Here is a 12,050-nt window from a genome sequence, read left to right as displayed (position 1 = left end):
TCGGATGAAAAAGCATTCAGAACAAGTTGAAAATCCAATTATATTTCAGCATCTGGATATATGTTGTCAGAAAATAGCCGAACAGCTCGGGAACAAGCAGATTTCTGAATGGATCAACAGTGATTACATAAGGTTAAGTGGCCTGTTATCGCGGAAGACAAAAATACAAATCAGTGAAAGCACCTTAAAAAGAATATTTGGCAAGTCAAAAACGCCGATCCGTTATTATCCTCAGAAAGCTACCCGCAATGCGCTCGCTCAATTTCTTGATTACCATGATTGGTATGAATTTGAGGTTTTAAACCCCATCGCCAAGGAAATAACCCCCTCGAATTCAAGTGAAGTAATTGTGCAACCTGTTAATTATCCTATAAAAAATAAGTCCTTAGCGAGGTTCATCCTGATTGATCTGATAGTTGTGGTAGCGATCATTACAACTTTTATCACCAGACCTTCCATACTGAGCTACAATAATGCTAACAATGTTAAATTGTTATGTTTAAATCCAAATGGTCAAACCCCGCATTCTGCAATATTTAAATTGGCGGTGAATGGCAGGTTACAAGAGTCTTCGGACCATTTTTTACTGGATTTCGGGGATAACAGGGCCCCAAGGGCCAGCTTCAGGGATAGCATCATTCCACATTATTATGAAATGCCAGGACGGTATTACCCTACCCTTTATTTCAAAAACAAACCTATTGACACGGGTTATGTATACCTGCAAAGCAAAGGCTGGATGGCAACAGCTTTCAACCAACCGCTTACCATCAGGGTATACCCTGTTTCAGATGTTGACCTGTCTTCACGTGAAAATTTGAAGATTTCAGCTAAGGAAGCTGCCAATGCGGGCATAGATACTAACCGCACTTTTTTTATCACTTTTGCAAACGTAAAACCAACAACCATCGCTGGTGACAATTTTGAATTATCGTTACATCTTACTGCTTCGGCAAACCGGGCCGGCGTAAGATGTTCACAGGCAGATATCTTTATCTATGGTGAAAACGACAGGCACGTTATTGGTATAATTAAGCCTGAATGTGTAGCCTGGACTTATTATCAGTTTTCAGAAAACTTTAAAGACGGCAAAAAAGATGACCTTCGCGATCTTGGCCACGACATAAGTAAGGGTGCAGATCTGAAGTTGAAAGTGGAAAACAAACAGGTCAGCTTACTCATAAATTCTAAAGAAGCCTTTAAAACAACCTATACCAAATCTATTGGTAAAATTATGGGCATAAAAATTTCATTCTCAGGGATCGGTAGCATCGATGATTTTAAACTGGCTGATTTGCAGACAAAGGAACAGTTTTAAGGAATGAACCATTTATTTAAACAAACGTTCTACATCTTCACAACAACCTTTCCCCTCACCCCATGCGATTCCACCAGCCGATGTGCTTCAATGATTTCTTCCATCGGAAAAACCTTGTCGACTTCCACTTTTAACTGCCCGTCTTTCAATAATTCTGAAAATAACTGCAGCTCTTGCTTGTGCGGTGCCATCATAAACCAAATCAGCTCTACTCCCCTTTCCTTTGCCAGCGCTACAGCTTTCGGATCATCTTTCGTAGATGATGGCAGACAAACCACCCTTCCACCAGGTTTAACACAACTGATGGACCGGTACAAGACATCACCACCCATGGTATCCATCACGGCGTCAAGATCGGTAGCAATTTCTTCAAACTTTTCTTCTTTATAATTGATATGTCGATCAACACCAAGGTCTTTTAAAAATGCCGCATTTTTACCAGTAGCCGTTCCATATACAAAAGCTCCATTTAGCTTGGCAAACTGTACCGCCAGGTGGCCTACACCACCCGCAGCCGACTGGATTAGGATTCTTTGTCCGTCACTAACTTGTAAATACTCATGAATGGCCTGGTAAGCGGTAAAACCCGCTAATGAAACTCCGGCAGCTGCCTCAAAGGAAACATGGTCCGGTTTTAGAGCAATAAAATCCGGACTGGCTACGGCATACTCCGCATAGGTTTGATTGATGCAGCCAAAAACGGCATCACCCGGCTTGAATCCTTGTACATTTTCACCAACAGACTCAACTACCCCACTCATGTCCTTCCCTAAAATAGCAGGCAACTGGAGGTTTTTACAGGAGATATGATTACCCGACCTGATTTTTGTATCCACCGGGTTGAGTCCTGCTGCCTTTATCTTGATCAAAACCTGATCTGCTGAAATTTGAGGTTCTGCTACTTCCGCCAGCTGTAATTTATCCGCTTCGCCGAATTCGTTGATGATAATTGCGTTCATTTAGGGTAAGGTTAGTTTTATAACAACATTGCTTTGGCAAGGTATACACTTTTAATTAGAGTGTCAATATCTTTGCAACTGCTATAAATACTTGAATTCGGAATCTTAAATTTCTACAGCTATTGGTCTTCATTCTTTAAGTAGCTGTAAAAACCTGAAATCCTTTAAATTTTCGTTAATTAGCTTTATTATCGAATCAGGGATACATACAGCCAATAGCTATTAAACATAATGAACAAAAACATTGCATTAATTACCTTTCGTCAATATGAAGATTTTTTTGAAGGTGTTGACACCAACGAAGATGATAAGCTCATCGCTTTCCTTCAGCAAAAAAACCTACACCTAAAATCTGTTGCCTGGAATAACCCTGATATCGACTGGAAGCAGTTTGACCTCGTCATCTTAAAATCTCCATGGGATTACCATGATCACATTGATGCTTTTCTCAACTGGATTTTGATGCTTCAGAACGAAGGTATCCAGGTACTCAATCCTGCGGAAACTATTTTATGGAACAGTAACAAGAAATACCTCACCGAAATTGCAGATGCGCAACTTCCTATCATCCCGAGCATCCTCATTGAAAAAGGCGATAAACCTGATTGGCATACCTTTTTCCAAAACTGGGATACGAACAAAATTGTAGTGAAGCCTTGCATAAGTGCCGGCGCTAAAAACACCATGCTCCTATCATTGGATAAGATTGACGAAAATCGTGCTGAGCTGGAAAACTGGATTCAAAGTGAAGATTTCCTGGTACAGCCCTACCTTCAAGAGGTGGAACAGGGCGAATGGTCATTGTTGTTTTTCGGGGAAACATTTAGCCATGCCATCTTAAAAACCCCTAAAGACGGTGATTTCAGGGTACAGCATTCGCATGGTGGAAGTTTCAGCGAGGCGCCATTAGCTGATACCTTCATTCAAAAAGCGGGTGCCTATGTAGAGAAATTCGCTAAAGGCTCACTTTATGTGCGTGTTGATGGCATCATCAAAGATGATGAATTTTATTTGATGGAATTGGAAATGATCGAGCCTTATCTTTACCTGGATGATGCTGATGGCGCTTTTGATCGTTACCATGATGCTTTGCTGAAGCTGATGAGACCTTAAAGGTCTTAATGATGTATGGCTAAAATGGTATTAAGGCTTCAGCAAAAAACCAAGACTGGCCACAAAAAGGAAGAGCCCGACTATACTCCAATACTTGTTATAAGTGGGATAAACTTCAGCAGGCTGGCGGTAAACGAAATTATCAGGTGCTATGAGCAATTTTAACTTCCTTAAATCCCAAAGCAGCAGCAATGCAGCAGCCATCATCATCAATGAAGTGATTACCCATGTTCCTTGAAAGTGAAGGGCGAGGGTGATTATCCAAATATTTAGGGTAATGAAAAAAAACAGCAGGGCGCCTAAGGTCGCAAACCGCTGTGTCATTAACAGGAAAGCGGTAACCAATTGCGCAAGACCAAGAAACACCCAGTAATTACCGGTTTGGTAAAGTGCTTCAAAAAAATAACCTATCGGGTGATCTGTTGAAATTTGCGTAAATCTTTGGGAAAGCACCTTCTTTAAGCCTGAAGGAATGAAGGCAAAACCGACTAACAGGCGGGTTAACATCACAAAAACATTTAAGCGTTGATTACTTCTGAGTTTGACATATAGGCTCTGTAGAGGCTGATCGGTCATTATTAATTGTTTTTAAATAAGACCTTATTAAAGAGAAGTTGTTACAAATACTGTCGAAATGCTAATTAATCAAATAATTTATGTTATAATAATTAGGGTTATTAAAAAAGCAATAGTTAAGGCATGTCTTTTTTGAGGGAAGCAATATCACCAAGATCTTTTTTTCTTCCTGATGCTTCTTTATTTTTAATAAACTCAGCAACGTTTATAAACTTTACCTTAAGATTATCAATTTCGCCCTCAACTTTATTGGCATCAGCCTCGTCGAATTCAACACCAGATATCGAATTAAGAATATTGATTCGCAACGGTGGGTAGCCTAATTGGGTGACATAATTTTCCCTTAAAAAATCTTGTTCATTTAAACCTAAAGATCCAAAACCAAAATCACCTAAAACATCAAGCATTTTGGAGGCGTTTTCAATAGTAGGTTTAATCCAGATGTCCAAATCGCCTGTATGCCGGGGACGCCCGTGAAATGCAAGGGCATGAGCACCAACAATTAAATAGTCGACTTTATGAGAATTAAGCAATTCGACAAAGTCGATAAAGTCTTTTTCAAAAATCATATTTTCTTTTGATAAATGACCTTTTCCATTTTATCAGGAAAGCTACCTTCGGACCAGGTATAGTAATTTCTTCTTAAGCGACAGACCTCGGCTAATCGTTCAGCGACAGACTTGTTCAGCCAGAATAAAACATCAAGATGGTCTTCATCTTCCATTTTAACTTGATGAACCACCATCGCTATCTTCCTGTCATTCTTCATATTTTTGAGATTACCAAATACTGGATTCACATTCCTATAAACAAAAATACTAAAAATAACGCTATATATTCTGCGCAATGACATACCCGCTTGCCCAGGCCCATTGGAAATTATAACCTCCAAGCCAGCCCGTTACATCTACACATTCGCCGCCAAAATAAACACCAGGTAACTTTTTGCATTCCAGTGTTTTAGAGGATATTTCCTGCGTATCAATGCCCCCACGCATCACCTCAGCCTTGTCATAACCTTTATCTCCGGCTGGCTTCACCTTAAATAAATGGATGGTATCATGGATGAGTTCCATTTCTACTTTGGTCAAAGCTGCCACGGGTTTCTCTACAGGCAGGAATTTGCCCATTGCTTCCGTGAATTTTCGGGTATATAAACGGTTGAATAAGGTGGATAACAATGTTTTACCATTATCGCTTCGCTCCTGTTCTATTAAAGTGCTGATGTTTTGTCCTGGGAGTAAATCGAGGTTAATCTGCTCGCCCGGGCGCCAGTAAGAGGAAACCTGTAAAACCGACGGACCGCTTAATCCCCAATGGGTGAAAAGCAGATTTTCTTCGAAGGAGATCTGTTCATTACTTACTTCACAAAAAACAGTATTGCCTGATAATTGTGCATACCAGGCTTCGTCTTTACCGGTAATGGTTAATGGCACCAATGCCGGCGCTGTTTCAATAATGTTTAAGCCATGTTTTCTGGCAAACCGAAGGGCAAAATCCGTAGCACCCATTTTAGGGATGGGCAATCCTCCGGTGGCAACAACCAGCTTTTCTGCCTGAAGGCTGATGGTCTTACCACCTTTTTCATAGCTGACAACATAACCCTGATCTGTCTTGCTGACTTCAGTAACATTCACGTCACACCTGATCTGTTGTTCCATGTCCCTGCACAGGTCTGTAAACACCTGCACAACATCTTTTGCATTTTTTCCGTCAGGAAAGAGCTGACCCAAGGTTTTTTCTTTTCCACTGATGCCATAGGTCTCGAAGAAACTGATGGTGTCTTCTACTGTCCACTGTGTAAAAGCTGATTTTAAGAAATGTTTATTGTGAGAAATAAATTGTTCATCGCTGGCAAACAGGTTGGTATAGTTACAGCGGCCACCGCCCGAAATCAGGATCTTAGCTCCTGGTTGTGCTGCTTTTTCAAGTATAATTACCTTCTTTCCCAGAAACCCCGCCTGCACTGCACACATCAACCCACAGGCACCCGCCCCAATAATTATAGCATCAGCATCCATCAATCCGTTTTATATTGTTATTTTTGTGCAAATTAAGCATAACTTTTTCATATTGACATGGCAAAACAAATAAGTGATTTAAAATTGGGTATATTGGGAGGAGGCCAATTAGGCCGAATGCTGATACAAGAGGCCATTAATTATAATGTGACCACCCTGGTTTTAGATCCTGATACTAACGCTCCTTGTAAGTACATTTCTAACTATTTTGAGTGCGGTTCTATCACAGATTACGATACCGTATACAACTTCGGCAAAAAAGCTGATGTAATCACGATTGAAATTGAAAAGGTGAATATAGAGGCACTTGATCAATTAGAAAAAGAGGGAAAACATGTTTTCCCTCAGGCACGTGTAATCCGGTTAATTCAGGATAAGGGTGTCCAAAAACAATTCTTTAAAGAAAATGATATCCCTACTTCCCCTTTTATACTGGTTACAGGCAAAGAGGAAATGATAAACAGTGGTTTCGCTTATCCTTATATGTTGAAACAACGTAAAGATGGTTATGACGGTAAAGGGGTAATGAAAATTGAAAGTGCGCACGACCTTGATGATGCTTTTGAAGGCCCTTGCCTGATCGAAAAATTAGTTGATTTTGAAAAGGAAATAGCGGTGATTGTTTCCCGTAACTCTCAGGGTGATGTGAGAACTTTTCCCATGGTGGAAATGGAATTCAATGCAGAGGCTAATCTAGTGGAGTTCCTCATCAGTCCTTCAACTTATCCTGCTGCTATCCAGGAGAGAGCTGAAATCATTGCTAAAAACATTGCCGCTGCGTTAAATATTACCGGTCTTTTGGCTGTGGAAATGTTCGTTACCCGTGATGGCGAAATCCTGGTTAATGAATTGGCACCTAGGCCTCATAACAGCGGTCACCAGACTATTGAGGGCAACTATGTTTCTCAGTTTGAACAACACCTGCGTTCGATCTTCAATCTTCCTTTAGGCGATACTCGCTGCATCACCAATTCGGTAATGATTAACTTATTGGGCGAAAAAGGCCATGATGGTGTAGCGAAATATAAAGGACTGGAAAAAATAATGGCTCTTGATGGTGTGTATGTACACCTTTATGGTAAAAAGTACACCAAGCCTTTCCGTAAAATGGGCCACGTCACTGTGGTAGACCAAAACCGGGAAAGTGCTATTGAAAAGGCCAATTACATTAAACAAGCATTGAAAGTAATTTCATAATGTCATCCCGGACTCCGTTCCGGGATCTGAATTCAGTATTTAAATAGATCCAGGAACGGAGTCCGGGATGACGAACAAATAAAAGCATAAATAAAATGAGCATACAAGTAGGCATAATTATGGGCAGCAAATCTGATTTACACATCATGCAGGATGCCGCCGATATCTTGAAGGATTTTGGTGTAGAGTATGAAATGACAGTGGTTTCCGCACACCGCACGCCCGAAAGAATGTTTAACTATGCTAAAGAAGCAGCTTCGAGAGGTTTGAAAGTGATTATCGCTGGTGCTGGTGGTGCTGCGCATTTACCAGGCATGGTGGCGTCCATCACGGTATTACCGGTAATCGGCGTGCCTGTAAAATCTTCTAACTCTATTGATGGTTGGGATTCGGTATTGTCTATTTTACAAATGCCTAATGGGATTCCCGTGGCTACAGTGGCGCTAAATGCAGCTAAAAACGCAGGTTTACTGGCAGCACAGATCCTGGCTACGGCAAATGAAGACCTCGCTGTAAAAATGCAGGCTTATAAAGATGAGCTGAAGAAAAAAGTGGAAGAAACGGCGGCTGAAATGGAAGGCAAATAATGACCTTCCCCACTGACGGCTAGAGCGTAGTATATAACTCAAATTCCCGTTTCCGACGCCCAAGTAACACCGCTTCTCCCCCCACTTTGTTCCACACTAAAAACCAGACTTCTATTTCTGTCAATGGGGCGCGGGCATTAATCTTTTTCACCAGCGTGGAGCGGGAAAAGGCGCTTACACCAATATTGAAGCAGAGGGACACCAGTGCGTTAAACTGATTCTGAGTAAGAGGTACACGGATAACCCGGGTTACCGTTTGCTCGAAGGTCTTCACTAAAGTACGGAAGAGCTGCAAGGCTCTTTCTTCCGTAATAGGCTCATCAGTCATTTTAACTTGGCTGCCATCTTCGTAATAAGTACACCCTACACCGATTGTAGGTATACCTGCACTGTCTAAGTAAGGGTGTAAAACCATCCCTTCTTCTTTGATGATGAAGTTCTCACCGGTGAGGTCTAATTTCATTTGAAGATCGCTTTTTCAAAGGATAACAAACAAGACTTCTTTAAGTTATGCCGAAAAGACTAATTTTTTTATGAATTCATCTTCTCCCTGCTGATGCACTTTATCTGTATGGATATAATTGCCAAAGATCTCTAAGGTAATTTTCTTATCTTTTTTAAGTAAGGGGATGCTCGTAAAGCCAATAAATACAGCCCGGTGTAACATCATTTTTAGTGTCAGGTTCAATTTACCACTTTGGGAACGGTGGCAATCATCCACAAAAATAAAGAGTTCCAACCCTGAGGGAATCGGATGCGCCTCCAGTTCATCAATAAAATCCTGTTCATTGTCGTCGGATTTCTTACCTAACTTTTGAACTAAGGAGCACAGTATCTTTGGCGAAGGTTGATGAAGCTGCTGTAACAACTTTTTGCTGTTTGCAGTACGCTTGATGCTTTCTCCGTTCTCCGTAAACAAGGTCTCCAGCTGTTTGTCTAATTCGGGATTATCAGTCAGGATGATCACCCGGGCATTGTCATTGTTTTCCAGAATCCATTTAGCCAGCAATACCATCATGCCACTTTTGTTACCCTGGTTATGCCATATGATGCCACCTTCTTTGTGCTGTATCCGCTCTTTCGCTGCTTTCAGCGCAAAATAATGCTGTGGTGCTGCGACTTTCTTTTTGCCACCATCAAAAACAAGCCCACCGTAAACCATTTCAAGCAGGCGTTCTTTATTGCACAACCTTATTAAATGCTGATCAATTTCAAGCTGAGCTGATGCTTCACAACCTTCAGACTCCTCAACCCATTTCAGGTAGGACTTTTCTTCGGTTTTAACGGTTCCATAACGCAGTCCCTGCTGATCGTTTCCGGCTATGATCAATTGAATGGTAGAGAAAAAAGACTCCACGAAATGCCCCTGTTGCATCGTAACACATTGACGGATCCCTTCGCTTATGTCTTCTGCGCCTTTCTTTAATTCCAGAACGGCTAACGCAATGCCGTTTACATACAATACAAGATCGGGTCTTTTATGTTTATTGCCCCTGATGCTCACTTCCTGGGCAATACCAAAATCATTGTTCGACCAGTTGTTCCAGTCAATGAGCTTAATGGTGGTATTGGGAGTAATGGCATCTTCTTTTAAGCATAGGCCATTGCGTAATAGTGCATATACCTTTTTATTTTTCTGGTATAAATCATCGCTGAAGCTATTGATGACTTGCTTCAGTTCATACATCGCTTTACTGATTTGTATGGTGTTATAACCTTGCTGGGTTAAATAGTGACTGAGGTGACGCTCTTCTATATTGCTGCAATTTTCCAGCTCTTCCCAATTGCCAAGGTAGGTGTAACCTAATTTCCCTATAAAAAGTTCTACTATCCGATGCTGAGTATCGCGATTTATTTGGTCAGCTTTAATCATGATTATTATTTTTTATCTAATATCAGGAATTATTTCTACACTGATAGAGAAATTTTATCAACTTGAGGAAATTAATTTCGTTAACCTACAGCAATAAATTGTGTATTGTTTTTTGGGTTTTTTAACCATTAGGACTAAAAACGAATTTTATGGAAAAAATACACAGACCAATTATACATATTGGTAACAATTGTTTCTCATCGCTTATTCACAATATTTGTGAATTCCGTTACTTTTTATTTAGTTCAGATTTGGATTTTGCGGGAAGTTACTTACGTGTGCATATTTTGGCCCCAGGTTGATGATGACCTCGCGCCACACTTCTTCATCACTGCTGGAAAATAATACATCAGCATGGAATTGATCAGAAACGATCCAGGTGTTTTCCCGGATTTCCGATTTTAACTGGTCGGCTTCCCAGCCAGAATAGCCTACAAAGAATTTAATCTCCTGTTCGGTGATATCATGATTTTCAATCAGTATACGCAGGGTTTCTAGATTCCCTCCATAATAGATTCCTGGTGCTACTTCTTCCCCATCGTTCATCTTATCATAACAGCGATGAATAAGGTGTAGGGTATCGGTTCCCACCGGGCCACCAAAATAAACAGGGAAGTTAGCCTCTCCCAGCTCTGGCAAAAGATCACTCAGCAATAAATCGCTTTTGTGATTAAGCACAAAACCTAAAGTACCAACCTCGGAGTATTCCGCAATGTAGACTACGGAACGCCTGAAGTTCGGGTCATTTAAAAATGGCTCTGAGATGAGCAATTTACCGGCAGATGGTTCTAATTGACTTAACATTTCGGAAAATTACTGATAATTTTGATTAAACTAAAACCTATTTTTGCAGTATGGACTTGACCATTGAAACTTTACAGAATTTAAGGCAGGATTACCGCGCAGCTGCCCTTACAGAGCAGGAGGTAGATAAAAACCCAATATCGCAATTTGCTACCTGGTTTACCGACGCCATGACGGCTAAAATTTTTGAGCCCAATGTAATGACCTTGGCCACAGCAGATAAATCTGGTAGGCCCTCTGCACGCATTGTGCTTTTAAAAGGCTTTGATGAACAAGGCTTTACCTTTTACACCAACTATAACAGCCATAAAGGTAAAGAACTTGCTGAAAACCCTTATGCTGCCCTGGTGTTTTTTTGGGCCGAACTGGAAAGACAGGTGCGAATTGAAGGCAGCGTCACTAAAATTGACCCGCAAACCTCCGACCAGTATTTCCACTCCCGGCCCATGGGCAGCCAGATTGGTGCCATCGTTTCGCCGCAAAGTAGCATCATTAACAGCCGTGACCTGCTGGAAGTTAAAGTGAACCAGCTAACTGAGGAATTTAAGGACAAAGAAATCCCACGACCAGCGCATTGGGGCGGTTATATTGTTAAGCCTACGACAATCGAATTCTGGCAGGGAAGAACAAGCAGGTTACATGATAGGATCAATTACCAGTTAATTGATGGTATTTGGGTAGTGAACAGATTAGCACCATAAGATAAATGAATAACATCGCAGTAATTGGTTCCGGAACCATGGGTAATGGTATAGCACATACTTTTGCACAATTTGGATATAAAGTAGTTTTAATCGACATCAATATAGAGGCCCTGGATAGAGGTTTTGCCACCATTGCTAAAAACCTTGACCGCCAGGTGAGTAAGGGGACCATCACAGAAGAAGATAAAACTAGAACACTTCACAATATATGTAAATCTACAGACCTTGAAAGGGGTGTCGCTGAGGCAGAACTGATTGTGGAAGCGGCTACTGAAAATTTAGACTTGAAGCTGCAGATCTTCAGAGAACTTGATGCTTTTGCAAAACCTGAAGCCATTCTGGCAAGTAATACCTCCTCCATCTCCATTACGCAAATTGCTTCCGTTACTAAACGTGGCGACAAGGTAATTGGCATGCATTTCATGAACCCTGTGCCGGTCATGAAACTGGTCGAAGTGATCAGGGGTTATGCCACCAGCGATGACACCACTTCCAAAATCATGACCCTCTCTGCTCAACTTGATAAGGTTCCGGTGGAAGTAAATGATTACCCTGGATTTGTGGCTAACCGTATTTTAATGCCCATGATCAACGAGGCCATCTATACCTTGTTTGAAGGCGTGGCGGGGGTTGATGAAATTGATACCGTCATGAAATTAGGGATGGCTCACCCGATGGGTCCTTTGCAACTGGCAGATTTTATTGGCCTCGATGTTTGTCTGGCGATATTGAATGTTTTACAAGATGGATATGGAAATCCTAAATATGCGCCCTGCCCTTTGTTAGTCAACATGGTAAGGGCCGAAAAAAAGGGTATCAAATCTGGTGAAGGTTTTTATAATTATAGTAATGGTGTAAAAGAAGCAACAGTAGCTGCCAAGTTCAGCAAGTTTTAGTA

14 protein-coding genes are annotated in these 12,050 nt (G+C 41.2%); 6 read left to right on the top strand and 8 right to left on the bottom strand.

Features of this window, described 5'->3' with window-relative positions; genetic code table 11:
* Positions 1-4: 4 nt before the first annotated feature.
* Positions 5-1,318, top strand: coding sequence for a hypothetical protein (locus tag WG905_RS05370; RefSeq protein ID WP_339590682.1), 1,314 nt, complete (start codon positions 5-7; stop codon positions 1,316-1,318).
* Positions 1,319-1,347: 29 nt separating this feature from the next.
* Here WG905_RS05370 and WG905_RS05365 read toward each other — a convergent pair whose 3' ends face one another.
* Positions 1,348-2,277, bottom strand: coding sequence for an NADP-dependent oxidoreductase (locus WG905_RS05365; RefSeq protein WP_339590681.1), 930 nt, complete (start codon positions 2,275-2,277; stop codon positions 1,348-1,350).
* A 231-nt stretch (positions 2,278-2,508) separates the two neighbouring features.
* Here WG905_RS05365 and WG905_RS05360 point away from each other — a divergent pair, with 231 nt between their 5' ends.
* Entirely contained in the window at positions 2,509-3,390 is an 882-nt protein-coding gene (locus tag WG905_RS05360) for an ATP-grasp domain-containing protein (RefSeq protein ID WP_339590680.1), read from the top strand.
* 30 nt (positions 3,391-3,420) lie between these two features.
* Here the strand turns inward: WG905_RS05360 and WG905_RS05355 are convergent, their stop codons facing one another.
* From WG905_RS05355 to WG905_RS05340, 4 genes are all read right to left on the bottom strand, one after another.
* Positions 3,421-3,966, bottom strand: coding sequence for a DoxX family membrane protein (locus WG905_RS05355; protein WP_339590679.1), 546 nt, complete (start codon positions 3,964-3,966; stop codon positions 3,421-3,423).
* A 116-nt stretch (positions 3,967-4,082) separates the two neighbouring features.
* Positions 4,083-4,535 carry a hypothetical protein gene (locus tag WG905_RS05350; RefSeq protein ID WP_339590678.1) on the bottom strand — a complete coding sequence of 151 codons (453 nt, stop codon included), beginning with the start codon at positions 4,533-4,535 and terminating at the stop codon, positions 4,083-4,085.
* Positions 4,532-4,735, bottom strand: a complete 204-nt coding sequence (locus WG905_RS05345; protein WP_339590677.1) for a hypothetical protein — start codon at positions 4,733-4,735, stop codon at positions 4,532-4,534. Before WG905_RS05345 ends, WG905_RS05350 begins: the two co-directional genes overlap by 4 nt.
* 61 nt (positions 4,736-4,796) lie before the next feature.
* Entirely contained in the window at positions 4,797-5,987 is a 1,191-nt protein-coding gene (locus WG905_RS05340; RefSeq protein ID WP_339590676.1) for a BaiN/RdsA family NAD(P)/FAD-dependent oxidoreductase, read from the bottom strand.
* A 57-nt stretch (positions 5,988-6,044) separates the two neighbouring features.
* Here WG905_RS05340 and WG905_RS05335 point away from each other — a divergent pair, with 57 nt between their 5' ends.
* Positions 6,045-7,184, top strand: a complete 1,140-nt coding sequence (locus WG905_RS05335; protein WP_339590675.1) for a 5-(carboxyamino)imidazole ribonucleotide synthase — start codon at positions 6,045-6,047, stop codon at positions 7,182-7,184.
* Between the two features lie 95 nt (positions 7,185-7,279).
* On the top strand, positions 7,280-7,771 hold the full coding sequence (gene purE, locus WG905_RS05330; RefSeq protein ID WP_339590674.1) for a 5-(carboxyamino)imidazole ribonucleotide mutase: 492 nt from the start codon (positions 7,280-7,282) through the stop codon (positions 7,769-7,771).
* Between the two features lie 19 nt (positions 7,772-7,790).
* Here purE and WG905_RS05325 read toward each other — a convergent pair whose 3' ends face one another.
* The 3 genes from WG905_RS05325 to WG905_RS05315 form a co-directional block, all read right to left on the bottom strand.
* On the bottom strand, positions 7,791-8,234 hold the full coding sequence (locus WG905_RS05325) for a lysozyme (protein ID WP_339590673.1): 444 nt from the start codon (positions 8,232-8,234) through the stop codon (positions 7,791-7,793).
* 45 nt (positions 8,235-8,279) lie between these two features.
* Complete coding sequence (locus WG905_RS05320) at positions 8,280-9,644, bottom strand: type I restriction endonuclease (protein ID WP_339590672.1); 1,365 nt, start codon at positions 9,642-9,644, stop codon at positions 8,280-8,282.
* Between the two features lie 240 nt (positions 9,645-9,884).
* Positions 9,885-10,448, bottom strand: a complete 564-nt coding sequence (locus WG905_RS05315; protein WP_339590671.1) for a YqgE/AlgH family protein — start codon at positions 10,446-10,448, stop codon at positions 9,885-9,887.
* Between the two features lie 50 nt (positions 10,449-10,498).
* Here WG905_RS05315 and pdxH point away from each other — a divergent pair, with 50 nt between their 5' ends.
* A complete protein-coding gene (gene pdxH, locus WG905_RS05310; protein ID WP_339590670.1) occupies positions 10,499-11,149 on the top strand; it encodes a pyridoxamine 5'-phosphate oxidase in 651 nt (216 codons plus the stop codon).
* A 5-nt stretch (positions 11,150-11,154) separates the two neighbouring features.
* The gene (locus WG905_RS05305) at positions 11,155-12,048 is read left to right on the top strand and encodes a 3-hydroxybutyryl-CoA dehydrogenase (RefSeq protein WP_339590669.1); all 894 of its coding nucleotides are present in this window, start codon (positions 11,155-11,157) and stop codon (positions 12,046-12,048) included.
* The last annotated feature ends 2 nt before the right edge of the window (positions 12,049-12,050 follow it).

Source organism: Pedobacter immunditicola (genome assembly GCF_037482985.1).
Lineage (GTDB): Bacteria > Bacteroidota > Bacteroidia > Sphingobacteriales > Sphingobacteriaceae > Pedobacter > Pedobacter immunditicola.
The sequence above is the reverse complement of the archived record's forward strand: the minus strand, read 5'-3'. Positions and strand labels throughout refer to the sequence as shown.